This is a genomic window from Bradyrhizobium sp. USDA 3262 (assembly GCF_054060035.1).
The window spans coordinates 415973-437603 of record NZ_JBSSCT010000001.1; the positions used below are offsets into that span (position 1 = coordinate 415973).

Here is a 21631-nt window from a genome sequence, read left to right on the forward strand (position 1 = left end):
CTCCTGTTCGAGAACTAGACGAGTGTGATCACCGATGCCGGCGGCACCGGCGCATAGAGCGCTTCGATGATGTCCGTGCGATGCTCCAGCACCGCGCGCTGGTTGATCGAGCCCTTGTCGGTGACCTCGCCGCGATCGATCGACAGCGGCGTGTCGAGCAGGATCGCGCGCGCGATCCGGTTCGACGAGCCGGTGGCGCCGGCAAGGACGCGCGCGAGGCGCTCGCGAAAGGCAGCGCGCACCAGCGGATCATTGGCCGCGGCCGCGATGTCATTGGCGACCAGCGCCGGATTGATCAGGCGACAGCCGTCGAGATCGAGGATCACGATTGCGGCAAGCTCGTCGCGATTGAGCCCCGCGATCACGACGTCGCGCACCAGCGGCGCGCAGGTGTCAACGAAGCGCGCCCGCAACGGGCCGACGCTGACCCAGGTGCCGCTCGCCAACTTGAAATCCTCGGCGATGCGGCCGTCGAAATCGAAACCGGCATCGAGATCGCTCGCGTTAGCGGGCTTCAGCGCGTCGCCAAATTTGTAAAAGCCTTCCTCGTCGAACGCCTCGGCGGTCAGCTCGGGCTGCCGCCAGTAGCCGGGGGTCACGTTCGGGCCTTTGGCGCGGACCTCGAGTTTGCCGTTGTTCGGAACGAGCTTCGCATCATTGCCCGACACCGGAAGCCCGACATGGCCGGAGCGGCTGGTATCGGGGCGCACCGACATGAAGAACGGCGAGGTCTCGGTGGCGCCGAGGCCGGTCAGCATGGGCACGCGATAGCCCTTCTCCTGCACGGCGAGCGCATCGAGGCTGTTCCAGATGAACGGCGACAGCGCGGCGCCCGAGAAGAACATCGCATGCAGCCGGTCGAAGAATTTTGCCCGCAGACCGGCGTCGTCGCGCAGATAGGGCAGCAGCGATTCATAGCCTTTTGGCACGTTGAAATAGACCGTCGGCGAGATCTCGCGCAGGTTTCGCACGGTCTCCTCGATGCCGCCGGGCATCGGCTTGCCCTCATCGAGATACATCGAGCCGCCATTATAGAGCGTCAGCCCGACATTGTGGTTGCCACCAAAAGTGTGATTCCATGGCAACCAGTCGACGATCACAGGCGGCTCGTCCTTGAGGAACGCCAGCGTCTCGCGCAGCATCACCTGGTTGGCGCAGATCATGCGCTGGGTGTTGATGACGGCCTTGGGATTGCCGGTCGACCCCGACGTCAGCAGGAATTTCGCGATCGTGTCCGGACCGATAGCCGCATGGGTCGCATCGAGGCGCGGGTCTTCCGGCGTCGCCAAGAGACCGGCGAGGCGCGTCACCTCACGGCCGGGCACAGTGCCGCGGCTCGCGGCGATCTCGACATCGGATCCGACATTGGCGCGCAGCGCGTCGGCAAACTTGTCGGCATCGTCGACGAAGATGAGGCCGGGCGTCAGAAGCTTGATGACGAAGCTGAGCTTGCCGTAGTCGCGCGATACCAGCGAATAGGCCGGCGACACCGGGCAGAACGGAACGCCGGCATAGAGCGCGCCGAGTGCCATCAAGGCATGATCGATTGAATTGCCCGACAGGATCACGATCGGCCGCTCGGCCGACAGCCCGCGCGCGATCAACGCGGAGGCGATGCGCCTGATAGCCTCGAGCAATTGCGCGTAGGTGATCTGCCGCCAGCCGCCGCCGGCGGCACGTTCGGCCATGAACACGCGGTTCGGCTCGGCCTTTGCCCAGTGATGCAGGCGGTCGGTGAGGCGAACCGGAAAATCCGCGAGGCTGAGCTTCGGACGGAGATAGATCGTGCCGTCGTCGCGGCGCTCGACGGTGACGTCGGGATTGCCAAACGAGATCGGGCGCAGCGGATGCGCGGGGCTGGCGGTTGCAGACGGCGCGGCGCTCATGTCGGCTTCACCTTGGCGGTCTTGCGATCCAGGAAGGCACGGATCCGTTTCTTGGCTTCCTTGTCGCTCTGCGCCACCGTCGCCATCAGCGATTCCATCAAGAGGCCGGTCTGCGGATTGGCCTCGGCGATCATCGGCAGCGCCTGCAGCACGGCGAAGTTGGTCAGCGGCGCATTGGCGGCGACGCGCGCGGCAAGCTCCAGCGCCTTCGGCAGCGCGCCGTCTGCCTCGGTGAGGTATTGCGAGAAGCCGTAGGCGGCGCCCTCGGTCGCCGAATAGACCCGCCCGGTCAACATCATGTCGGCCATCCGCGGCACACCGATCAGGCGCGGCAGCCGCACCGATCCGCCGCCGCCGACGAAGATGCCGCGCTGGCCCTCGGGCAACGCGAAATAGGCCGACGGCTCGGCGACCCGGATATGCGCGGCGCAGGCCAGCTCAAGCCCCCCGCCGATCACGGCGCCCTTCAGCGCGGCGATGACAGGCACGCGGCAATACTGGATGCGGTCGAACACGCGGTGCCACATCTGGGAATGTACCAGACCCTCGGTGGCGTCGCGCTCGGTCAGTTCGGAGAGGTCGAGCCCGGACGAGAAGTGATCGCCGATACCATGGATGACGACGGCACCGACCGCATCCGGTATCGCGGAGAAGCAGTCCCGCAGCGCCAGGATGATGCCGTCATTCAGCGCATTGCGCTTGGCGGGACGGTTCAGCCCGACCGTCAGCACCGCCCCTCGCGTCTCGATCCTGAGCAGCGAGGCGTCTCCCCCGCCGGCAGCGTTTCCCATGGCGTTATTGTTTCCTGTTCAGAATAGTTATGTTTTATAACGATTGGCAGGAGAGTCAATATGGGCGCGCACGGCTGTCGATTCCGTCATCCTGAGGTGCACGCGCAAGCGGGCCTCGAAGGATGCACGGCCCGGCTGGTGGTCGTCGACCCTTCGAGACGGCCGCTGCGCGGCCTCCTCAGGGTGACGGTGATGGAGTTGATACGCGCGCCCCCTCCACCCGTCGTCCCTGCGAAAGCAGGGACCCATAACCACCAATGATTATTGCTGCGCGACGACGGAACGACGAGTCCCGTTCACGACACAGGCCGCGGAGTATGGGTCCTGCTTTCGCAGGGACGACACCGAATGTTGGCGGATCCCGGCGGGTGAGACGGCATGTGTGCGAAGCTAAAGCACCTGGTGCACGTCGATCGCGACGCGGTCGGCGTGGCGGGCGGCGGAGCCTATGAAGATGTGCTGCATCAGCCAGCGGTAGTTTTCGGCGCCGGTTTCGAATTTCGGCACGGTGCGGAAATAGATCAGCCTGGGGTCGACCGGCTCGCCGCGCTTCAGTTTCTGCAACAACTCGACCGGCCCGAAGCGGATGCCCTTGTTCTCGACATAGACGACGGCGCCGTCGTCGGTCTCGAACGCGTATTTCGCCTCCAGCTCGATCAGCTCATTGGGCCGGACGATCTGGAAGTCCGCGCCGAACGGCAGCACCTTGCCGTTGACCTTCTCGCCCCTCACCTCGCCGCCGATGATCGGAATGATGCGGCGGACGCCGGTGCCGATGTCGCCGGCGGAGGTCACCTCCGCGATCCGGGCAGTGATGGTGAAGACGTATCTGGTCTCGAGCTCGGGATTCATAAGCCTAACCAATCATACGCTGCGGCAGCCAGGTCGCAAGCAGCGGGAACAGGATCAGGATCACCAGCCGGATCAAATCGGTGATGACGAACGGCAGCACGCCGACAAAGATCGTCGACATGTTGACGTCCTTGATCACGCTCTTGATCACAAACACGTTCATGCCGACCGGCGGATGGATCAGGCCGAGCTCGACCGTCATGACGATGATGATGCCGAACCAGATCGGATCGAAGCCGAGCGCCGTCACCACCGGAAACACGATCGGCACGGTGAGGATCACCATCGCCATCGCGTCCATCAGGCAGCCGAGCACAAGGTACATCAGGAGGATGAGCGCCAGCACGCCATAGGGGCCGATGCCGAGCCCGGTGAGGAATTCGGTGACGTGCTGCGGCGTCTGGGTGATGGTAAGGAAATAGCCGAAGCAGAGCGCGCCGATCAGCACCGTGAACACGGCGGCCGCGGTGCGCGTCGCCTGCAGCAGCGATTGCAGGATGCCTTCCCTGGTCAACTTGCCGCGGAGAATACCGATGATGAAGGCGCCCACCGCGCCGACCGCGCCGGCTTCGGTCGGGACAAAGAAGCCGCCATAGAGCCCGCCGATCACGAACAGGAACAGCAGCAGCGGCGACCAGACGTCGCGCAGCGCGACAAAGCGTTCGTGCCATGACGCTTTCTTTCCCGCCGGCAGGAAGCCGGGCCGCGTCACGCCGATGATGCCGATCGTGATCATGTGCATCAGGATCGCGAGCAGGCCCGGCACCACGCCCGCGATAAACAGCTTGCCGATATCCTGCTGGGTGATGATGCCGTAGACCGCGAGCACGGTGGACGGCGGCAGCATCGCCCCGAGCGTGCCGCCGACCGCGATCACGCCGGCGGCGAATGATTGCGGATAGCCGAAGCGGCGCATCTCGGGATAGGCGACGGCCGAGAAAGTCGCGGCGGTCGCGACCGAAGAGCCCGAGATCGCGGCGAAGCCGCCGCAGGCCGCGATCGTCGCAATGCCGAGCCCGCCTTTCCAATGACCGACAAAGGTGTTGGCGGCGCGGAACAGCTCGCGGCTGATGCCCGAGACGGACACGAAGGCGCCCATCAACAGGAACATCGGGATCACGCCGAAGGAATAATCCGTCACCGTGCGCATCGTGGTCTGGCCGACCAGCTTGAGCGCCGGCGCGAAGCCGGTGAGGTAGCCAAAGCCGGTGATGCCGACGAGGCCCATCGCCATGCCGACGGGGACACGGAGCAGCATCAGCACGAACAGGCTGACAAAGCCGATGACGGCGACGGTCTCGGGACTGAGGTCGAGACTCATGGCCGTCTACTCCGCGGTCTTGATCTTGGCATCATGGATATCTTCCGGATGGAAGATCAGGCGGTAGGTGCGGATCGCGATCAGCAGCACCGCGGAGACATCGCCGATCCACGACACCAGGAAGAACGGCCAGACCGGAACGCCGAGATCCATGGTGACGATATGGCTGTTCCTGGTGTCGATCACCTTGTCGACCAGCGTGTAGGTCTGCACGCTCACCACGAACAGCAGCACCAGCGTCGCGAAGATGTCGATCCAGCGCTGGTGGCGCGGCGAGGCGTTGGCCCAGACCAGATCCACGGTGATGTGGGTGCCGCGATAGCTGGTCGCCGCAATGCCCCAGAAGATCAGGATGCCGAGCAGGAACTGGCCGAAATTGTAGTAGTCGGGGATGGTCACCGCGAAGAATTTTCGCATGAACACCGCGGTGAAGGTGTTGAGCGCGACGACGCCGACGAAGAAGGCCGCCACCCATTCGATCGAATCGATGAAGCGGTCCATGAAATTCTTGCGCGCCGGTTCGGGTGGGCCGGTGATCGCGCCGTCTGGGGAAACTTCGGAGTTGGCAGCCATGATGTCGGACTATCGCTGTCAGGAACCGTCATTCCGGGGCGCTCGCCACGCGAGCGAACCCGGAATCCGGGGATTGTGGCGCGAGATTCCGGGTTCGCGCTGACGCGCGCCCCGGAATGACGAAGTCGGCTAGATCCCCGCCTCGTACTTCTTCAGCGTGGCCTGCAGATCGGCGTCGATCTTTGCCGCATCGCCGCCGGCCTTCTTCACCGCCTCGGCCCAGCTGTCGCGCAGCGGCTTGACCGCCTTCTTCCACTCGGCGAGTTGATCCGATGTCAGCGGGTAGACCTCGTGGCCTTCCAGCGCCTTCATCTTGGTGCGGCCATTGGCTTCGAAATCGGTCCAGGGGTCGGTGACCTTGGAGGCCCATTCCGGCGTGCAATGGTCGTCGATCACCTTCTTCTGGGCAGCCGACATCGAATTATATTTGGCGAGGTTCATGTTGTAGGTGAACACCGTCGAATAGAGCGGCACGTCCATGTGGTACTTCACCACCTTGTCGATGCCGAACAGGAAGATCGAGCCCCAGGGAAAGGTGATCTCGTCGGCCACGCCGCGCTCGATCGCGTCGCGCGATTCCGGCGCGGAGGCCTGCACATTGGTGCCGCCGAACATCTTGACCATCTCGCCGATGGTGCTCTGCGCGGGACGCACCTTGACGCCGGAGAGATCGCTCGGCAGCACGATCTTCTTCTTGCCGTGCAGCGCGCCCGGATCGTGGATGAAGGCGAAGCATAGCTTAGTGTCCTTCATCTCGGTCGGCGCATATTTGTGGTACCACTCGTTCAGCGCCAGCGTGCCTTTCTTGCCGTCGGAGAAGGTGAACGGAAGCTGGCCGGCGGCCGCGATCGGGAAACGGCCGGGCTGATAGCCTGGATTGACATAGGTGACGTCGGCGATGCCGTCGCGCGCCATGTCGTAATGGTCGAACGCCTTGCCGAGCTGCTCGGACGGAAACACGGTGACCTTGATGGTGCCGCCCGATGCCTTCTCGATATCGGCGGCCCAGGCCTGCGTCGCCGGCACCAGCGGATGCGCCGGCGGCACCCATAGCGACACTTTGAGATTGACGGTCTTGTCCTGCGCGACAGCAGGTCCCGCGGCCGGCACGATGGCGGCGGCCATCAACACCGCCAACATTGTCTTCCTCATCACGTCTCCTCCTCTCCAGGACGGGCTTGCTGCCCGGTCTCATTACTTAACATGTTATCTAATTCGCGCGGATATTCAAGACGAAATCCGCCGGGCGGACGCCTCGTCGCACCCTCCGCCGGTCCCGCCCCGCCGCATCTTGCGCTGCGGTGAACGAGCGTCCCGCGCAAATCCGCCTTGCCAAAACCGTTATATGATATAGTTGCCTTGGCAAGTTGACGGCGCGCGCCGCGGCGCGGGCACCGGCTAAAAGCCTATCCGATCGGGAGGACAAGGTATTGCGGACAAAAGTAGCAATCATTGGCGCAGGTCCGGCCGGACTGTTGCTTGGGCAACTACTTCATACTTTCGGCGTAGACAACATCATTCTTGAGCGGCAGACCCCCGACTATGTGCTGGGGCGGATTCGCGCCGGGCTGCTCGAGGAAGGCACCGTGTCGCTGCTCGAGAGCGTCGGCGCCGCTGCCCGGCTGCACCAGGAGGGCCTGGTCCATCACGGGCTTGAGCTGGCGTTCGGAGGCGCGCGGCACCGCATCGACCTGCATGGCTCGACCGGCAAGACCGTGACCATCTACGGCCAGACCGAGGTCACGCTCGACCTGATGAATGCCCGCAAGGCCGCCGGCCTGGCCTCGATCTACTCGGCGGCCGACGTCAAGCCGCTCGATTTCGACACCGATCATCCGCGCGTCAGCTACGTCAAGGACGGCGTCACCCACGAAATCGCCTGCGATTTCATCGCCGGCTGCGACGGCTTCCACGGCATCAGCCGCGCCAGCGTGCCGGCTTCGGCGATCACCAGCTACGAGCGGGTGTATCCGTTCGGCTGGCTCGGCATCCTCTCGGAGACGCCGCCGGTCTCGCCGGAGCTGATCTACAACAACCACGAGCGCGGCTTTGCGCTGTGCACGATGCGCTCGTCCCACCGCAGCCGCTATTACGTGCAGTGCCCGCTCGACGATCATGTCGACCAATGGTCGGACGATCGGTTCTGGGACGAATTGAAGCGGCGCCTCGACCAGAAGGCCGCCGACGAGATCGTCACCGGCCCCTCGATCGAAAAGAGCATCGCGCCGCTGCGCAGCTTCGTCGCCGAGCCGATGCGGTTCGGTCGCATGTTCCTGGCCGGCGACGCCTCGCACATCGTGCCGCCGACCGGCGCCAAGGGCCTCAACCTTGCCGCCAGCGACGTGCATTATCTGTCGCAGGCGCTGCGCGAATATTACGACGAGAAATCCTCCGCCGGCATCGATGGCTATTCGGGACGCGCGCTGGCGCGGGTCTGGAAGGCGGTGCGCTTCTCCTGGTGGATGACCTCGATACTGCACAAATTCCCCGACGAGGGCGAATTCGCCGCGCGCATCCAGATCGCCGAGCTCGACTACCTCGTCAGCTCGAAGGCGGCCTCGACCTCGCTGTCGGAGAACTATGTGGGGCTGCCGTTCTAGGCGAGCTCGCTGTTTCTTTCGTCGAGCAACCTCTCCGTTACACACTCAGCCGTCATACCCCGCGCATGCGGGGTATCCAGCACGCCGCGGCTTCTCGATTCATGCCGTGCGGTCTCTGGAATACTGGATCGCCCGGTCAAGCCGTGCGATGACAGCAGGAGATGTGGCGACAGGCCCGCGCTACATTCAAACACCTGCGCAAATCCCGTTTAAAACTTTGTAGGCGGTGAAACCGTCATCGACATCGCGTTCAATGGCGTCAACCCAACGCCATATGCGAGCTTTCAGATGAGCACCGATACGCAAATCGTCCCCGATACTCCCCAGGACGTCCCTCAAGGCTTCGAGCCGCTGTTCCGCAAGAGCCCGCTCACCGAGCCCTGGGAGCCGCTTTACCAGAAGAAGACCGAGCGAGCCGTCATCATCGGCCTGCGGCTGGCGAGGCCGCACACCAACGGCCGCGGCCTGATTCATGGCGGCCTGATCGCCGCGCTTGCCGACAACGCGATGGGCTATAGCTGCGGCCAGGCGACCGGCTGGACCACCTCGTTCGTCACGATCTCGCTCGCGGTCGATTTCATAGGCTCCGCCAATGTCGGACAATGGCTCGCGATCGAGAGCGACGTGATCAAGACCGGCAGCACGATCTGCTTCGCGCAGAGCCTGATCAAGGCCGACGGGGTGACCATCGCGCGCGCCAACGGCACCTTCCGCGTGGTGCCGAAGAAGCCGCCGGTGAGCTAGTCGAAATACCAGTCGGTGATCTCGGTCACGAGATCGATGAAGGTCCGCACCTTGGCCGACAACAGCCGCGTCGTCGGATAGACGACGTGGATCGGCACCGCCGGCTGCTCGAACTCGGCGAGCACGATTTGGAGCCGCCGCGCCTTCAGCGATTCGGCCGCCTGATAGGCCATCACGCGGGTCAGTCCGCCGTCCTGCTCGGCGTACTGGATGGCGGCGTCCGAACTGTTGCTGGTGAAGCGCGGCGTAGGGGTAATGCGAACCTCGCGGCCATCCTCCATGAAGCGCCAATCCGGCGTCGCGGTCATGGCGCCGAACTGGATCGTGTCATGGGCGGTGAGGTCTGCCGGCCGCTTCGGCCTGCCGCGAAGCTTGAGATAGCCGGCCGACGCCACCACGATGCGGCGCATCCGGCCGACATGCCGCGCCACCAGCGTCGAATCCGGCAGGTGCCCGATCCTGACCGCGAGGTCGACGCCGTCCTCGACGAGGTTGATTCTGCGATCCGACAGCCGCAGGTCGACGCCGACATCGGGATAGCGCTTCAGATAGGCGCTCACCACCGGGCTGACATGCAGCCGCCCGAAGCCGAACGGCGCCGAGATCACGAGGCGCCCCTCGGGGCGGGTGCGCTCGCTCTCGACCGCGTCCTCGGCTTCCTCGACATCGGCGAGGATCCGGCGCGCCCGCTCCAGATAGCGCGAGCCGGCGTCGGTCAGCGTCACCTGCCGCGTGGTCCGCTGCAGCAGCCGCGCGCCGAGCCGCTCCTCCAGCGCCGCGATCAACCGCGTGATGGCGGACGGCGACAGGCCGAGCTTGCGGGCGGCGGGGGCGAAACCCTCAAGGTCCGCCACCGCGACGAAGGCCTGCATGGCGTCGATCCGGTCCATGAGCACTATTGCATAATCGGCAACAGTGAAGTGTCAATCCACAAGATTGCTTACGATCCGGGAATGTCCATTTTAATCGGCAAGGACAACCGTTTTGGCGCCCGCAACGCGAGGCTCAAATGTCAGACGTTCACACCTATCCCAGCGATGTCGCATTCAGTCCGGCGGTGAAAGCGATCCAGACCCGCAAGGGCTCGCGCGCCACCTACGCCGAGGTCGAGGCACATGGCGGCTGGCGCAGCGAGATCGACGAGAACCTCGCCGGCTTCCTCGGCGAGGTGAACAGCTTCTATCTCGCGACCGCGTCGGCCGACGGCCAGCCCTACATCCAGCATCGCGGCGGGCCGAAGGGCTTTATCAAGGTGCTCGACAAGCACACCATCGCGTTCGCCGATTACAGCGGCAACCGCCAGTTCATCACCCAGGGCAACCTGTCGGAGAATGCCAAGGCGTATATCTTCGTGATGGATTATGCGCACCGCCGCCGCGTCAAGCTGTGGGGCGAGGCGAAGGTGGTGGAGGACGATCCGGCGTTGACGCGCGCGCTGATGCCGCAGGGGTACCGGGCGCGCCCCGAGCAGGTGATCTTGTTCAAGGTTGTGGCGTGGGACACCAACTGCCCGCAGCACATTCCGCAGAAGTTCGACGCGGCCGATGTGGCGGCAGCCCTGGCCTCGCGCGACCAGCGCATCGCCGAGCTCGAGGCGGAGCTCGCCGCGTTGAAGGGCCAGCCCGCTCCTGCCGCGCCGGCTTAGGCCGCCTGCTGCTGCAGCGGCGCCCAGCTAAATTCCGGATAATATTGCCGCATCATCCGGCCGACATAGGCGGTGAGATTGTCGAACTTCTCGGTGCGCTCGCGCAGCGGCGAATCGAAGAACGGGGTGAGGATTCCCGCCAGCGCGCCGAACGCGGTGGCATCGGTGCCGCACGGCGCATCGCCCATCAGATACGGCTTGTCGCCGAGTTGCACCGACAGCGCGAACAGCGAGCGGATCGCGAGATCGACATCTTCGTCCGGTCCGTGGCGGCCAAGCCCGCTCAGCAGATAATTCTCGGCAACCCGGAACTGGGCGTCCTCGCGCATCTTGTCGCGCATATGGTCGGGCGCACCGTCGAAGAAATGCGCGGGCCCCTTGGCGAAATTGGTGTCGTCGACCCAGCGCGCGCCGACCAGCGCCCAGTAGACGTGATGCTCGATCATGCGCTCGAAGGCCCAGGCCTGGGCGCGCGCCTGCAAGCTGAGCGGCGCATCGAAATCGAAGCCGTATTTGCCCTCGATATGGGCGCGGATGAAGGTCGAATCGGCGATCGTCTCGCCGTCGTCGGCGATGAACGGCAGCTGGCCCTTGGGAGAGGCCGGCGGCATCGCCTTCTCCTTGCGATAGTCGAGCCCGGCCATCTTGAGCTGGACCTCGGTTTTGGTCACGAAGGGGCTGATTTCCGGCAAGCCGAAGCCCGTGCCAAAGCCAAAAAGCGTAATCATATGAAGCTCCCGATCGCCTGTGGTCGTGAATTGAAGCTAGCCGTCCCCTGCTGCCAGCATGGTGTCAGCAGTAGTGGCATTCACTGTCGAACGGGCCGACGGGTGCGAGGCGGCGAACCGCCTCGCGAACGCGCTTGACCAGCCGTGCCCGCCCGTAGGACCAAACCGTGCTGATCGACTGTGCGATCAGCGCGACCAGGGCCCAGCGCAGGTCGCCGGAGGTGGAGTAGACCGTGACCAGCTGTTCCAGCGCAAAGCCTTGCGCCTGCCGGAAACCGAGTTCGTCAAGATTCGTCATGGACAAATTCCCTTCACTTGAGGTGTTGTCCTGATATAGCCCCCACCTGCTGCCAACATGCTGTCAGCAGCAGCCGGACGGGACCCAGAAAAGTCTGCACACCGAGAGACCACGAGCCCCGTCAAGACAGCTGCCAAGAGAGCTGACAAGACACTCGACAAGACACGTGCCAAGAGAGCGATCGAGAGAGTTGCCATGAGACGCGCCGACCGGCTGTTTCAGATCATCCAGGTGCTCCGCCGCACCCGTAAGCCGTTGACCGCCGATGCAATCGCCGCCGAGCTCGAGACATCGAAGCGGACGATCTATCGCGACATCGCCAGCCTGATCGAACAACGGGTGCCGATCCGCGGCGAGGCCGGCATGGGCTACATCCTGGAGAAGGGATTCGACCTGCCGCCCTTGATGCTGACACCCGACGAGATCGAGGCCTGCGTGCTCGGCGCGCAATGGGTGGTCGGCCACGCCGATCCGGCGCTGGCGCGCGCGGCCGAGGACCTGATGGCCAAGATCGCCGAGACCGTGCCCGACCGGCTGCGGCCGTTCGTGCTGGAGCCGGCAAGCCGGGCCCGCTCGGCCTGGAACCGGGAGCCCGACCGCATCGACATGGTCAGGACCCGCAGCCAGATCCATGAGGGCAAGAAGATCACGCTGAACTATCGCGACGAGCATGGCCGCGATAGCGAGCGCACGATCTGGCCGATTGCGGTCGGCTATCACGAGGCGGTGCGGCTGCTCGCCGCCTGGTGCGAGCTGCGCAGGGATTTCCGCAGCTTCCGCACCGACCGCGTGGTCACGGCGGTCTATCACGACGAGAAATATCCGGAGCGGCGCGACCTGCTCAGGGCGCGCTGGCGGCGCAGCCTGGTCTGGGAAGCGCCGAGGGACACCTGATGGCCGACAACGCGATCGACGCGCCCGACGCAAGTCCCTGCCAGTCCTGCGGTGCCTGCTGCAGCTATTCGGAGAACTGGCCGCGCTTCACCATCGAGGACGACGCGCAGCTCGATCTGATCCCGGCGCGATTCGTCAACGCGCGACAATCAGGCATGCGCTGCGAGGGCGACCGCTGCTCGGCGCTATCGGGCCGGGTCGGAGAAGCAACGCGCTGCGAGGTCTATGCGGTGCGGCCGGAGGTATGCCGGACCTGCCAGCCGGGCGACGCGGAATGCGCGATGGCGCGGCGCCGGCACGGGCTGCCGCTCGTCCCGAGCGTGCAGCCGGGTTGAGCACGGCTCTTTTATTTGCGGATGATCTCCGCGCAAACGCGTTCCGCGTTTGTCGCGAGGGAAAACCGGTTTCCACTTTTCCGGATCATGCTTAAGCCGTCACGGTCACCGTCTCGCTGACGTCCTCGTCGTCGAGGTCGTCATCGACGACAGGCGCGAAGGTCGACAGCGGCTTGGTCGACAGCGTGATCGGCTTGCGGCCGCCATGCGAAACGGTCGCGGCGCGGACCGGCTCGCGCGACAGCGCGTAGAGCGTCGAGCCGACGCGACCGCCGGAATTCACCAGCTCCCACTCGCTGCAGCTCGACGCGATCGCCACCGCGAGTGCGTGCAGGTGGCTGCGGCGATAGCAGAACAGCGCGAGCTGCGCCCTGACATCGGGCGCGACATTGGCAACCAGCAACGAGAGCCCGTTCGGATTGGCGCGATACATCTGGCCGAGCAGGTCGTCGGCAACCGGGCAGGCATCGTTCTCGAAGGCGTCGCGGCTTGAAAACATTTGCAAATCCCCCTCGATCGGGAAGATGCCGCGTAATCCTCTAACGAAAGGTTAACCACGGCCTCCGGTCGCTTCCGGAGGGTCTTGCCCGTTGCGCGCGAATCACATCCGCCCGCCGCGGCCCGGCTGGCTTCCTGGTCCAGGATGTGAGGAAAGGTGCGCGCGAACCGCTCAGTTCGCGGCCATGTAGATCGACAGCGCGAAGCCGGTGAGGTGGTGCAGCGCCTGGTCGACCCCGATCAGGGTCCAGAACCAGGGATGGCCGGATTCCAGCGTCACGCCGAAATGCGAGGCGCAGATTCCCTTGCAACGGTCGACGATGATGTGGATCACGAAGTCAATGAAGGCGACATACCAGAACCGCGGCGCCACCACCAGGATCAGCGCCAGCGCGACCGCGAGATGGACCAGGCAATGCGCCAACAGCGGCATGGCCCAGCCGGTCTTCTGGTCCTTGCCGATCGCCATCCAGGCGTTCTGCAGCATGAAGTCGGCGATGATGTGCTTTGCGGTGAGAAGCAACATCCATCCCACCAGGGCACCAACCGACACCGACGATGACATGGAGGGAAACAACAAGCTGACGCCCTTTTACTTCGATGAATGTGATTGCAAGAAATCCGGGTCAGGCCGTCAGCACAATTCCGCAAACCGAAGCGTGTCTCATTTATGACATCTCCGGCGCCGGAATGCACCTGCGCCTGCTCGAAAATCACATCTCGGTCCGGGCGTCGATAGTGGCAATGGTCATGTGGCATCGCGGCGCAGGTCGGCCGGGATTAAGGTTACGGCCGGCGGCCGTTTGCATTCCCCCCGGGGAAGTATATCGTCGGCAACATAGGAAATTTTCTTTCTTTTATAGTCATTTACGGATTCACCGGGCAGCGCCGCGCCGATCGGGTTGTTGCGGCAGCGGGCCGTCCCGGACGGGTGATGAGCCAGGTGATCAGCCATGAGTGCCGAAGCCCCCTCGCCTGCGCCGACGCCGCCGCGCCCTCCGGTCGCCAAACCGGTCGTCAAGACCAACCGCGCACAGATCATCGTCTTCACCCTGCTGACGCTGCTCCTGAGCGCGGTCACCGTGATCGGCGGCCGCCTCTGGCTGCGCAATTCCGAAACGCTGGTGTTCGCAGTCGGCGATGCCAACGGCCCGGAGGCGAAATTCGCCGCCAAGCTCGCCACCGTGCTGAAGAACAATTCGTCGCGGCTGCGGCTGAAGATCGCGCCGAACCCCGACAACGCCAAGGCGCTGGCGCAATTCGATCGCCGCGACGCCTCGCTGGCCATCCTGCGCACCGACGCAAGGGTGCCGCCGCGTGCCCGCGCCATCGCGATCCTCGAGCATGACGTGGTGCTGGTGCTCAGCCCCGGCGGCAAGAAGATCAAATCGCTGAGCGAGCTCAAGAAGAAGCGGATCGCGGTCGTCGGCGACGGCGAGAGCAACGTCAATTTCGTCCGCGGCGCGCTCGAGATCGCCGACAGCCCCGACGCGGCGCAGCGGGTACAGCAGGCGCCGCCGAACACACCTTTCGACAAGCTGTTCGCCTCCGGCTTTGCCGCCGTGCTCGCGATCGAACATGCCTCGAAGATCGTGAAGGACAAGACCTACGAGCAATATGCCAAGCGCGCCGGCGGCTTCACACTGAATGCGATCGACGCGGCCAAGGCGCTGGCGCGCAAATACCCGGCGATTTCGGAGGAGACGGTCTCGACCGGCATGCTGTCGTCCTCGCCGGCGATCCCCGATGACGAGGTCGACACCATCGGGCTGGAATGGCTGCTGGTCGCGCAATCCTCGATGTCCACGACGACAGCCGCCGAGCTCGCGCGCATCATCTATGAGAACAAGTCGGAACTGGCGCTCGACGACGGCTTCGCCTCCAAGATCGAGCCGGCGGCGACCGACAAGGACGCCTTCATCGTCGCCCATCAGGGCGCCGCCGAATACATCAACGACGACACCAAGTCGTTCATGGATCGCTACAGCGACGTGATGTATCTCGCTGCCGCCGCGCTCAGCATCATCGGCTCGATCTTCGCCGCGATCTACACCAAGATCACCCGCGTCGCACCGGAGAAGGCCAGCGAGCTGGCGGGCAGGATCCTCGACATCGGCGAGCGCGTCGCGCACGCCACCTGCGCCGAGCATCTCGATGAATTGCAGGACGAGCTCGAGGCGATCCTGCGCGGCGCGGTGACCGGCCTGCGCGACGGCACCGTTTCCGGCGACGGAATGGACACGTTCAAGCTCGGCTACGAATTGGTCCGCGACGAGATCGCGCTGCGCCGCGATCACCTCAAGCGCCACCCGGCGACGCCGGACGAGAACCTCGTGGTGGTGAAGGCGGCGAATGGGTGAAGCCAAGCCGTTGGTTACGCCACAGATACAACTGTCGTCCCTACGGTCGCGCCACATGCACCACTGTCGTCCTGGCGAAAGCCAGGACCCATTACCACCGCTTTCGCTGATGAACGGGATCGCTGCCCCAGCATCGCGCAACAATTGAGACTTGGGGTAATGGGTCCTGGCTTTCGCCAGGACGACACCGCGTATGTTGAACGGCCGGTGAACCATACATCCGCGCGCTCTCGACATGCAGCGGACTACAGCGCTACTACCCGGCCGCCGCGTCCGTCGGCGTCGCGGCGGCATCGAGCTGCCGTCCCTCGTGATCCATGTGCAGGTAGTTCGGGTTGAACAGGCCGGCCTGCATCAGCCGCTCGAGATTGGGGACGACCAGGGTCTTTCCCTTCAGTACGATCAGGCCGCCGGCGCGCAATTCCTGCAGCGTTCGGTTGACGTGAACCTTGGAGAGCCCGGTGGCATCGGCGAGATCGCCCTGGGTCAGCGGGAAATCACAGCTGTCGCCCTGGGTCAGGCCAGCGGCACGCAGCCGGAGCCAGATCTCGCACAGCAGATGGGCCATCCGCTCCAGCGCCGTTCGCTGGCCGAGGCTCATGGTCCATTCGCGCTGGATCGCCGCGTTGACCAGGGTTTCCCACCAGAACGCGGTCACGATGCGCGGATGCCCGGCTGCGACCTTGTCGAAGAATTCGCGGGAGAGGTCGGCGATCGACACTGCGGTGACGGTACCGATCGAATGATCCATCTCGCGCAGGATGAAGACGTTCACATCGCAAATGTCGCCGGGCAGGAAGAAAGCCACGATCTGACGCCGGCCGTCCTCGAGCTGCTTGTAGCGATAGGCCCAGCCGGACAGGATCAGATGGACGTCCTTCGGCTTCTCGCCTTCGCGGACGATGTCGACCCGCGGACCGAAATGCCGGACGCGCTCGGTGGACGCGCGATTGAGAAGGACGTGGTCTACCGGCGAAAGCCGTGCAAACTGCTCCAATTTCCGGATTAGCGACGCCAACGACATTGGTCTCCCGCATGTTCAATCGGGCAACTGCAGGACCGACTTCAATTACGTATGTTACATTGCACAGCTTTTGACGTATGTTCACTAGTGTACAGACGCCCCAAGGATGCGACGGTAACGTCGTCAACCGCCATACAGGTCAGCTCCGGTGGGGTGCCAGTGAAGTGCGGGCCGGCGCCGCTCAGACGAGCGGCACGCCGTAGTATTCGTTCACCGCGCGCATGGCGCCGATATCCGACCAATTCCAATCCCGCTCGCTGCCGTATTTCGGCGCGCCGCGTAGCTGGCTCTCGGTGACGCCGGTGACATAGCCGCCCAGCCTCGTGTCGTATTTGAGCGACTGCCAGGGCAGCGGATAATGGTCGTTGCCGAGACCAAGAATGCCGCCGAAGCCGAGCACGGCGTAAGACACCCGCCCGCTCTTCTTGTCGATCATCACCCGTTCGATCGAGCCGATCTTGCGCTCGTCGGAGCCATAGACCGCGGTGCCCTCGACCTTGTCGCTGCCGATCAGGTTTCCGACCTCCTTCTCGTCCATCGCCATGTCAGTTCTCCATTGATCCCTCGACGCCAACCGTCGACCCGGGTCATCGTTCCTGCCGCATTGCCGCGATTGCTGCAGAGCGGAACGCCGTTCAGCCTGTTGGAGGATCGCCGCGGTCGTCTGATGTCATGCCGGATCCCGGCGTCTTGTCGGCATCGTTCAATTTCGGATCACGCGTCGCTTCGCGCGCATTCGACTTTCGCGGGTCGGTCTTGTGCGCGGTTTGCGCGCGCTGCTTGTCGGCCGGCTGTTCCTGCCCCTTGTTGTCCTTCACGATACCCTGATTGGAATGTGCCATTGATGATGTCCTTCTTGGCTTATGTCCTTCTTGTTTCCTTGGCCGCTTTGCTTGAAGACATGCGGGCCTCGGCGATCAAATTCGCCGAGGCCCGTCACCGGAGTGGTCCACCGCCTTTCGGGGAGCAAAGCAGCGAACGCACGGGTGTTACGCAGAGCGCCGAAGATCGTTCCTGCGGTCCTGCGCGATCCTTGGTCCCGATCCTTGGTCGCGATTTTTGGTCGCGATTTTTGGTCGCGACTTTGGGCGCGTGTTTTTTCAATTCGCCCGATGTCATGGGTTAACGACGGCATCCGGGGAACAAGCCTAGTATTGCTGGTTCCAGCTCGGAGACGGCATGATCAAGAAGAAGCGCAACAGGTCGCGGCCTCCCGGATCGTTTGAAAACCGCTTGCAAAAATTCGCCGAAGATTCGCGCATTGCGGCACGCAAGCTGCCGCCGGGACGGGAACGCGAAATGCTGATGAAGAAGGCCAGACAGACCGAGACTGTGATGGAAGTCAGCGAGTGGCTGACGTTCCGCAAGTAGCCGCGAGTCGCAAAGGAGAGCTGCGATGATCGAGGAACGGTTTGACTCACGCACGCTCTTCGCCATGAACGCTGCGCTCGATCGCGTTTGCGCAGACGCACCTCACGGCGAGGAACATGACACCCGCCGCCGCGTTGCCAGATACATCATCAAATGCGCCAAGAACGGCAGGACGACGCTCTCCGAGCTAACCGAAGCCGGACAGCAGGCGCTGGCCAAGGCCACCGCCGCGGCGGGATAACCGGCGCAATTGCCCTGTTGCCCTCAGCCCTCAGCCCTCAGCCCTCAGCCCTCAGCAGAGGCAGCTACGCATGCGCATTGCAATCAGCATCGGCCTGCTGGCCTTTCTGGCCGCCGTCGGCGCCTACGCCTATGAAGGCCTGACCGTGGACGCTCCGGTGCCGACCTACGGCATCGTGGTGTTCACGATCGGCGTTGCGGTCCTGGCTGCGGTCTGCATCGGCCTGATGGGGCTGTTGTTCTATTCCAGCCGCCGCGGCTACGACGAGCCGCCGCACATCAAGCGGTAGGCGGCTTCGGCAGAGCCGCGGGGAGTCTTTCAGACCCGTTAGAGCGCGCTCAGGGTGACGGTGATAGCTTCCCGCGTCATTGCGAGCGAAGCGAAGCAATCCATAGCGCCGCAAGCGGAGAACTGGATTGCTTCGTCGCTTCGCTCCTCGCAATGACGGCGAAGGTTCTTACGACACCGCCGGCGCCCGCGCGCGAATCTCCGCGACCTTGCGCTTCAGCGCTGCCTGCCGCGGATCGGGCAGGATGGCGGCGCGCGCTTCCGCAATGGCGTCGGCAAGATCGGGAAGCACGAGCACGCCGTCGAAGGTCGGCTTGGCGAGCCCGTCGATGATCACGTGCCAGTCCGCGATGCCCTGGCGGTAGGGATCGCCGTAGCCCTGGATCATGGTCGCGGTCTGCACGACCGCCGGGGCGGCGCTCGGCTGCTTGGTCAGGCTGCGGTCGATCATGTGCAGCCAGCGCTCGACCCAGACGCGCTCCCTCGCATAGCGTCCCGAGAACAGCCGCCAGCGCTTCAGGCCCGCCTCGATCCTGAGCCGGCGAACGCTGAAGCGGTTGTTGGCGCTGAAGCGAATCGAGACCCGGCGACGCCGCCAGCCGAATTGTTCCAGCACGCCGAGCACCGGATCGGCGACCACCGCCGGCAAGGCGTCGATCAACTCGTCAAGGCGGAACTTCTTGACGTCGTCGGCCGAGCGCGCCGCAAGGCCGCCCACCGCATTGACTTCGCCAAGCTTGAGCTGCGCGATGCGGATCGCGTCCTCATAGGCCATGCGCTCCGCCATCAGGCGGGCTATCTCGGCAAGCAGGGCGTCGTCGACGCCGCGGCGGCCGGCGAAGCGCTTGAGCCGGTCGATATAGAGCTGGGCGTAGCTCGTACTCTGATAGGCGATCAACAGATCGATGGCCTTGGTGACGGCCGGCCCGAGATGGTCCGGGCAGGCGTCGGGCAGCACCGGCGGCCCCTCGTCCTCATCGCCGATGATGTCGGCAAAGAGGTAACGGAGCGAAGCCAGGAGACCATCGTCATCCGGCACTGCGGCGCCTCCAGAGCTCGTCACGGGGCTCATGCAGGTTTTTGGCTCCGCAACCTGTGGGGTCGTGTGCTGCGCAAGTTGCTGCTCGAGCGTCGAGATATTCTGGAACAGACGAGCGCTGGCGAGGCGCAGAAAGTAGAAGCCGAAGGCCGGGTTCTGGACGTAAAGCTGTTCGACCTGATCATAGGTCACTGACAGCACCATGCCGGTCTCGACGCACTCCAGCGTCTGGGTTCGCGTGTTCGACGGCGACAGCATGCCGAACTCGCCGACGAGGGCGCCGACCGGCAGCTCGATGCCCGATTCGACCAGGCGGAAGCGGCCGCTGACAATGTAGAACATGCTGTCGGCCTTCTCGTCCTTGTAGAACAGGACTTCCCCCGCGGTGCATTTGCGTTCCGTCGTGAACGGCTTCAGCCATTCCATCGACAGATCGCTGTTGACCGATTTCTTCACGTTGCGGACCAGTTGCAGCATCTGGTGCAGACGATAGGTGTTCACCGGCAGCAGCACGGCATGCAGAATCAGCGTCGCATAATTGTGCGTCGGGACGGCGGTCGCGATCAGGATGATGTTGGTCAGGATGGCGAAAACGCGCAACGGGATCATGGTGCGCATTGACAGCGTGGCGACCACGAAGATCGAAGCGAAGAGACTGCCGGCAGCGCCGGCGTGCTGCGCGAGATGTGAGGTATCCATCGGAAACCAGCCAATGCTCAAGAAGTGAATAAGATCGTCTTATTAGTCGCTTCATTCCGGCCCGGGTCGCATCAGCGACCAGCATCCCTGATATACGGGGAAAAAGCGACGATTTGTCCGATTTCTCACATTCGCGGGCGCAAAATCGGGCCAACATGGTTAGGCCTTTCGTCCAACAGATGCGGTCGTCTTCCCCAGCGATCATGCCGCCACGGCCTGCGCGTTGACGGCCTCAACCGGGAGAGGCACGTTGTGCCATCGGCTCCGACGTTCACAGGGCCTCAATTCCAGCAGTTCACCGACAGGCAAGCTCCGTTCCGATGTCCAAGCGGCTCGTCCTTCCGGCTTTGACGCGCTTCGTTTCCGCCACCGCCGGCCGCAACATGACCACGGCGGCCTATGTCGCGGTCGCGGCCGGCGTCGCCACGATGACGCTGCTGACGGTCGCGCCGGCCCATGACGCGGCGCCGCGCTGGGTCGATGCGCTGCTGTGGGCCTGCCTTGCCTATTTCGTGTTCGAATGGCTGGTGCGGCTGCGCCACATGGGCCGGCAGGGCAAGTTCTGGTTCTACGCGCTGTCGAGCGCCGGCGTGGTCGACGCGATCGGCGCGCTGGCCGTGCCGGTGGCCTTGCTGTCCGGCGTCGAGCCGAAAACCGCCTGGCTGCTCGGCGTGCTCTGGGTGCTCAAGGTGGTGCCGGGCATTCCCGGCCTGCGCCAGCTCCGGCGCGTGCTGGTGGTGGAGTCCGGGCCGCTGCTCAGCGTGCTCGTGATCTTCCTGATGGTGGTGTTCCTGGCCTCCGTCGCGGAATATTTCCTGGAGCGGGACGTCCAGCCGCAGACCTTCGGCAGTGTGCCGGCGGCGCTGTGGTGGGCGGTGGTGACGCTGACCACGACCGGCTATGGCGACGTGGTGCCGATCACCCCGCTCGGCCGCGTGGTCGCCGCCATGGTGATGATCTCGGGCCTCGGCGTGTTCGGGCTGTGGACCGGTATCCTGGCGACCGGCTTTGCCGCCGAAACCCGCCGCGACAATTTCTTGCGAACCTGGGAGACCGTCAGCAAGGTGCCGTTCTTCGCGCATCTCGGCCCGGCCGCGATCGCCGACGTCACCCAAATGCTGCGGACCATGGACCTGCCGCCGCGCACCATGATCATCCGCAAGGACACCAATGGCGACTGCATGTATTTCGTCGCCGCCGGCGAGGTCGAGGTCGACCTGCCCGGACGCAAGGTGAAGCTCGGCGAAGGCGAGTTCTTCGGCGAGATGGCGTTGCTCGGCAACGCCAAGCGCGGCGCCAGCGTCGCGACCAGCAAGGTGACCAGGCTGTTGGTGCTTGACCTGGTCGATTTCCGCCTGTTGATGGCAAGGCATCCCGATCTCGCCGAAACCATCGATGCCGAGGCGAAGCGGCGCGAACGTGAGAATCAATGATGGAGACCAAG

At 64.2% G+C, this 21631-nt stretch carries 26 protein-coding genes and 1 pseudogene; 10 read left to right on the top strand and 17 right to left on the bottom strand.

What is annotated here, in order from left to right; all coding sequences use genetic code 11:
* Positions 1-14 precede the first annotated feature (14 nt).
* From ACVWYP_RS01965 to ACVWYP_RS01990, 6 genes are all read right to left on the bottom strand, one after another.
* The gene (locus ACVWYP_RS01965; protein WP_304497543.1) at positions 15-1886 is read right to left on the bottom strand and encodes a feruloyl-CoA synthase; all 1872 of its coding nucleotides are present in this window, start codon (positions 1884-1886) and stop codon (positions 15-17) included.
* Complete coding sequence (locus ACVWYP_RS01970) at positions 1883-2677, bottom strand: crotonase/enoyl-CoA hydratase family protein (protein WP_304497544.1); 795 nt, start codon at positions 2675-2677, stop codon at positions 1883-1885. The genes ACVWYP_RS01965 and ACVWYP_RS01970 overlap by 4 nt, the downstream gene beginning before the upstream one ends.
* A gap of 390 nt (positions 2678-3067) precedes the next feature.
* Complete coding sequence (locus tag ACVWYP_RS01975) at positions 3068-3529, bottom strand: DUF3237 domain-containing protein (RefSeq protein ID WP_028339087.1); 462 nt, start codon at positions 3527-3529, stop codon at positions 3068-3070.
* Positions 3530-3533: 4 nt separating this feature from the next.
* A complete protein-coding gene (locus tag ACVWYP_RS01980) occupies positions 3534-4850 on the bottom strand; it encodes a TRAP transporter large permease (protein ID WP_028336540.1) in 1317 nt (438 codons plus the stop codon).
* 6 nt (positions 4851-4856) lie between these two features.
* Positions 4857-5423: a TRAP transporter small permease gene (locus ACVWYP_RS01985; RefSeq protein WP_051447727.1), complete on the bottom strand. Its 567-nt coding sequence runs from the start codon at positions 5421-5423 to the stop codon at positions 4857-4859.
* A 129-nt stretch (positions 5424-5552) separates the two neighbouring features.
* Complete coding sequence (locus tag ACVWYP_RS01990; RefSeq protein ID WP_028339089.1) at positions 5553-6575, bottom strand: TRAP transporter substrate-binding protein; 1023 nt, start codon at positions 6573-6575, stop codon at positions 5553-5555.
* Positions 6576-6853: 278 nt separating this feature from the next.
* Here ACVWYP_RS01990 and pobA point away from each other — a divergent pair, with 278 nt between their 5' ends.
* Both pobA and ACVWYP_RS02000 read left to right on the top strand, forming a co-directional pair.
* Positions 6854-8023, top strand: coding sequence for a 4-hydroxybenzoate 3-monooxygenase (pobA, locus tag ACVWYP_RS01995; protein WP_304497545.1), 1170 nt, complete (start codon positions 6854-6856; stop codon positions 8021-8023).
* 288 nt (positions 8024-8311) lie between these two features.
* Positions 8312-8767, top strand: a complete 456-nt coding sequence (locus ACVWYP_RS02000) for a PaaI family thioesterase (RefSeq protein ID WP_304497546.1) — start codon at positions 8312-8314, stop codon at positions 8765-8767.
* Here ACVWYP_RS02000 and ACVWYP_RS02005 read toward each other — a convergent pair.
* Positions 8764-9657 (bottom strand): LysR family transcriptional regulator, encoded by an 894-nt coding sequence (locus ACVWYP_RS02005; RefSeq protein WP_304497547.1) that lies wholly within the window; start codon positions 9655-9657, stop codon positions 8764-8766. The two genes, ACVWYP_RS02000 and ACVWYP_RS02005, sit on opposite strands and share 4 nt — an antisense overlap.
* 119 nt (positions 9658-9776) lie before the next feature.
* Between ACVWYP_RS02005 and ACVWYP_RS02010 the strand changes: the two genes are divergently transcribed.
* A complete protein-coding gene (locus ACVWYP_RS02010) occupies positions 9777-10412 on the top strand; it encodes a pyridoxamine 5'-phosphate oxidase family protein (protein WP_304497548.1) in 636 nt (211 codons plus the stop codon).
* Here ACVWYP_RS02010 and ACVWYP_RS02015 read toward each other — a convergent pair.
* Together ACVWYP_RS02015 and ACVWYP_RS02020 are read right to left on the bottom strand one after the other, a co-directional pair.
* The gene (locus ACVWYP_RS02015) at positions 10409-11140 is read right to left on the bottom strand and encodes a glutathione S-transferase family protein (RefSeq protein WP_304497549.1); all 732 of its coding nucleotides are present in this window, start codon (positions 11138-11140) and stop codon (positions 10409-10411) included. The two genes, ACVWYP_RS02010 and ACVWYP_RS02015, sit on opposite strands and share 4 nt — an antisense overlap.
* A gap of 64 nt (positions 11141-11204) precedes the next feature.
* On the bottom strand, positions 11205-11438 hold the full coding sequence (locus tag ACVWYP_RS02020; RefSeq protein WP_028336548.1) for a hypothetical protein: 234 nt from the start codon (positions 11436-11438) through the stop codon (positions 11205-11207).
* A gap of 195 nt (positions 11439-11633) precedes the next feature.
* Between ACVWYP_RS02020 and ACVWYP_RS02025 the strand changes: the two genes are divergently transcribed.
* Both ACVWYP_RS02025 and ACVWYP_RS02030 read left to right on the top strand, forming a co-directional pair.
* Positions 11634-12332, top strand: coding sequence for a helix-turn-helix transcriptional regulator (locus ACVWYP_RS02025; RefSeq protein WP_016847472.1), 699 nt, complete (start codon positions 11634-11636; stop codon positions 12330-12332).
* On the top strand, positions 12332-12667 hold the full coding sequence (locus ACVWYP_RS02030) for a YkgJ family cysteine cluster protein (protein WP_028339095.1): 336 nt from the start codon (positions 12332-12334) through the stop codon (positions 12665-12667). The genes ACVWYP_RS02025 and ACVWYP_RS02030 overlap by 1 nt, the downstream gene beginning before the upstream one ends.
* Positions 12668-12758: 91 nt before the next feature.
* On the opposite strand, the gene ACVWYP_RS02035 is transcribed toward ACVWYP_RS02030, so the two are convergent.
* The 3 genes from ACVWYP_RS02035 to ACVWYP_RS02045 form a co-directional block, all read right to left on the bottom strand.
* Entirely contained in the window at positions 12759-13166 is a 408-nt protein-coding gene (locus tag ACVWYP_RS02035) for a hypothetical protein (RefSeq protein WP_028339096.1), read from the bottom strand.
* A 171-nt stretch (positions 13167-13337) separates the two neighbouring features.
* Positions 13338-13691, bottom strand: coding sequence for a DUF3307 domain-containing protein (locus ACVWYP_RS02040; protein WP_080686645.1), 354 nt, complete (start codon positions 13689-13691; stop codon positions 13338-13340).
* A gap of 222 nt (positions 13692-13913) precedes the next feature.
* Entirely contained in the window at positions 13914-14120 is a 207-nt protein-coding gene (locus tag ACVWYP_RS02045; RefSeq protein WP_304497550.1) for a hypothetical protein, read from the bottom strand.
* On the opposite strand from ACVWYP_RS02045, the gene ACVWYP_RS02050 reads away from it, so the two are divergent.
* Positions 14119-15525, top strand: a complete 1407-nt coding sequence (locus ACVWYP_RS02050) for a TAXI family TRAP transporter solute-binding subunit (protein ID WP_028339098.1) — start codon at positions 14119-14121, stop codon at positions 15523-15525. The genes ACVWYP_RS02045 and ACVWYP_RS02050 overlap by 2 nt on opposite strands.
* Before the next feature lie 256 nt (positions 15526-15781).
* On the opposite strand, the gene ACVWYP_RS02055 is transcribed toward ACVWYP_RS02050, so the two are convergent.
* The 3 genes from ACVWYP_RS02055 to ACVWYP_RS02065 form a co-directional block, all read right to left on the bottom strand.
* The gene (locus tag ACVWYP_RS02055) at positions 15782-16543 is read right to left on the bottom strand and encodes a Crp/Fnr family transcriptional regulator (protein WP_304497551.1); all 762 of its coding nucleotides are present in this window, start codon (positions 16541-16543) and stop codon (positions 15782-15784) included.
* Between the two features lie 187 nt (positions 16544-16730).
* Entirely contained in the window at positions 16731-17093 is a 363-nt protein-coding gene (locus ACVWYP_RS02060) for a PRC-barrel domain-containing protein (RefSeq protein WP_304497552.1), read from the bottom strand.
* A gap of 91 nt (positions 17094-17184) precedes the next feature.
* On the bottom strand, positions 17185-17391 hold the full coding sequence (locus tag ACVWYP_RS02065) for a hypothetical protein (protein WP_028339101.1): 207 nt from the start codon (positions 17389-17391) through the stop codon (positions 17185-17187).
* 337 nt (positions 17392-17728) lie between these two features.
* Here ACVWYP_RS02065 and ACVWYP_RS02070 point away from each other — a divergent pair, with 337 nt between their 5' ends.
* From ACVWYP_RS02070 to ACVWYP_RS02080, 3 genes are all read left to right on the top strand, one after another.
* The gene (locus tag ACVWYP_RS02070; protein WP_016847464.1) at positions 17729-17920 is read left to right on the top strand and encodes a hypothetical protein; all 192 of its coding nucleotides are present in this window, start codon (positions 17729-17731) and stop codon (positions 17918-17920) included.
* Positions 17921-17945: 25 nt separating this feature from the next.
* Positions 17946-18161 carry a hypothetical protein gene (locus ACVWYP_RS02075; RefSeq protein ID WP_028339102.1) on the top strand — a complete coding sequence of 72 codons (216 nt, stop codon included), beginning with the start codon at positions 17946-17948 and terminating at the stop codon, positions 18159-18161.
* 70 nt (positions 18162-18231) lie between these two features.
* A complete protein-coding gene (locus tag ACVWYP_RS02080; RefSeq protein WP_028339103.1) occupies positions 18232-18450 on the top strand; it encodes a hypothetical protein in 219 nt (72 codons plus the stop codon).
* Positions 18451-18618: 168 nt separating this feature from the next.
* Here ACVWYP_RS02080 and ACVWYP_RS02085 read toward each other — a convergent pair whose 3' ends face one another.
* Together ACVWYP_RS02085 and ACVWYP_RS02090 are read right to left on the bottom strand one after the other, a co-directional pair.
* Entirely contained in the window at positions 18619-19521 is a 903-nt protein-coding gene (locus ACVWYP_RS02085; RefSeq protein ID WP_051447729.1) for a DUF6537 domain-containing protein, read from the bottom strand.
* 6 nt (positions 19522-19527) lie between these two features.
* Positions 19528-20187, bottom strand: a pseudogene (locus ACVWYP_RS02090) (Crp/Fnr family transcriptional regulator); the annotation flags it as partial.
* A 320-nt stretch (positions 20188-20507) separates the two neighbouring features.
* Here ACVWYP_RS02090 and ACVWYP_RS02095 point away from each other — a divergent pair.
* Positions 20508-21620, top strand: a complete 1113-nt coding sequence (locus ACVWYP_RS02095) for a cyclic nucleotide-gated ion channel (protein WP_304497554.1) — start codon at positions 20508-20510, stop codon at positions 21618-21620.
* Positions 21621-21631 lie beyond the last annotated feature (11 nt).

Excerpts from the sequence above, each read along its gene's own strand:
- ACVWYP_RS02065 (WP_028339101.1), bottom strand. The coding sequence starts at position 17,391 with ATGGCACATTCCAATCAGGGTATCGTGAAGGACAACAAGGGGCAGGAA.
- ACVWYP_RS02040 (WP_080686645.1), bottom strand. The coding sequence starts at position 13,691 with ATGTTGCTTCTCACCGCAAAGCACATCATCGCCGACTTCATGCTGCAG.
- ACVWYP_RS01985 (WP_051447727.1), bottom strand. The coding sequence starts at position 5,423 with ATGGCTGCCAACTCCGAAGTTTCCCCAGACGGCGCGATCACCGGCCCA.
- ACVWYP_RS02075 (WP_028339102.1), top strand. The coding sequence starts at position 17,946 with ATGATCGAGGAACGGTTTGACTCACGCACGCTCTTCGCCATGAACGCT.
- ACVWYP_RS02085 (WP_051447729.1), bottom strand. The coding sequence starts at position 19,521 with ATGAGCCCCGTGACGAGCTCTGGAGGCGCCGCAGTGCCGGATGACGAT.
- ACVWYP_RS02080 (WP_028339103.1), top strand. The coding sequence starts at position 18,232 with ATGCGCATTGCAATCAGCATCGGCCTGCTGGCCTTTCTGGCCGCCGTC.
- ACVWYP_RS02025 (WP_016847472.1), top strand. The coding sequence starts at position 11,634 with ATGAGACGCGCCGACCGGCTGTTTCAGATCATCCAGGTGCTCCGCCGC.
- ACVWYP_RS02045 (WP_304497550.1), bottom strand. The coding sequence starts at position 14,120 with ATGGCTGATCACCTGGCTCATCACCCGTCCGGGACGGCCCGCTGCCGC.
- ACVWYP_RS02020 (WP_028336548.1), bottom strand. The coding sequence starts at position 11,438 with ATGACGAATCTTGACGAACTCGGTTTCCGGCAGGCGCAAGGCTTTGCG.
- ACVWYP_RS02060 (WP_304497552.1), bottom strand. The coding sequence starts at position 17,093 with ATGGCGATGGACGAGAAGGAGGTCGGAAACCTGATCGGCAGCGACAAG.
- ACVWYP_RS02005 (WP_304497547.1), bottom strand. The coding sequence starts at position 9,657 with ATGGACCGGATCGACGCCATGCAGGCCTTCGTCGCGGTGGCGGACCTT.
- ACVWYP_RS01975 (WP_028339087.1), bottom strand. The coding sequence starts at position 3,529 with ATGAATCCCGAGCTCGAGACCAGATACGTCTTCACCATCACTGCCCGG.
- ACVWYP_RS02050 (WP_028339098.1), top strand. The coding sequence starts at position 14,119 with ATGAGTGCCGAAGCCCCCTCGCCTGCGCCGACGCCGCCGCGCCCTCCG.
- ACVWYP_RS02015 (WP_304497549.1), bottom strand. The coding sequence starts at position 11,140 with ATGATTACGCTTTTTGGCTTTGGCACGGGCTTCGGCTTGCCGGAAATC.
- ACVWYP_RS02030 (WP_028339095.1), top strand. The coding sequence starts at position 12,332 with ATGGCCGACAACGCGATCGACGCGCCCGACGCAAGTCCCTGCCAGTCC.
- ACVWYP_RS01970 (WP_304497544.1), bottom strand. The coding sequence starts at position 2,677 with ATGGGAAACGCTGCCGGCGGGGGAGACGCCTCGCTGCTCAGGATCGAG.
- ACVWYP_RS02070 (WP_016847464.1), top strand. The coding sequence starts at position 17,729 with ATGATCAAGAAGAAGCGCAACAGGTCGCGGCCTCCCGGATCGTTTGAA.
- ACVWYP_RS01990 (WP_028339089.1), bottom strand. The coding sequence starts at position 6,575 with ATGAGGAAGACAATGTTGGCGGTGTTGATGGCCGCCGCCATCGTGCCG.
- ACVWYP_RS02035 (WP_028339096.1), bottom strand. The coding sequence starts at position 13,166 with ATGTTTTCAAGCCGCGACGCCTTCGAGAACGATGCCTGCCCGGTTGCC.
- ACVWYP_RS02010 (WP_304497548.1), top strand. The coding sequence starts at position 9,777 with ATGTCAGACGTTCACACCTATCCCAGCGATGTCGCATTCAGTCCGGCG.
- ACVWYP_RS01965 (WP_304497543.1), bottom strand. The coding sequence starts at position 1,886 with ATGAGCGCCGCGCCGTCTGCAACCGCCAGCCCCGCGCATCCGCTGCGC.
- ACVWYP_RS01980 (WP_028336540.1), bottom strand. The coding sequence starts at position 4,850 with ATGAGTCTCGACCTCAGTCCCGAGACCGTCGCCGTCATCGGCTTTGTC.
- ACVWYP_RS02000 (WP_304497546.1), top strand. The coding sequence starts at position 8,312 with ATGAGCACCGATACGCAAATCGTCCCCGATACTCCCCAGGACGTCCCT.
- ACVWYP_RS02095 (WP_304497554.1), top strand. The coding sequence starts at position 20,508 with ATGTCCAAGCGGCTCGTCCTTCCGGCTTTGACGCGCTTCGTTTCCGCC.